Annotated in this window: 1 protein-coding gene; it reads right to left on the bottom strand. The window is 33.6% G+C overall.

Translation table 11 applies throughout. From position 1 onward, the window contains the following. Positions 1-286: lysophospholipid acyltransferase family protein (locus HC176_RS19195; RefSeq protein WP_425338236.1), on the bottom strand; the 286-nt coding region annotated here is incomplete at both ends.

Raw genomic sequence — 286 nt, 5'->3', positions numbered from 1 at the left:
ATCCATTCATAGCTCGCGTAATGTCCGCAGGCAAGGAGAATACTTTTATCCATATCTCTAATCTTCTGGATCTCCTCTATATTTTTAAAAACAAAGCGTTTTTTAAGTTCTTCATTAGAAATAGAAATACTTTTTACCATTTCCAGAAACATATCCACCATGTGATGGTAGAAATTCTTGGTTATGCGCTTTATTTCAGCATCAGACTTTTCAGGAAATACCAGGATCAGATTTTCTTTTACTGTTTTTCTTCTGTAACCTACCAGATAGAATACGATGAAAAACA

The sequence above is a fragment of the Tamlana crocina genome, from assembly GCF_012037625.1.
Note: the sequence above shows the minus strand (reverse complement) of the source record. Positions and strands in the feature narration are given on the sequence as shown.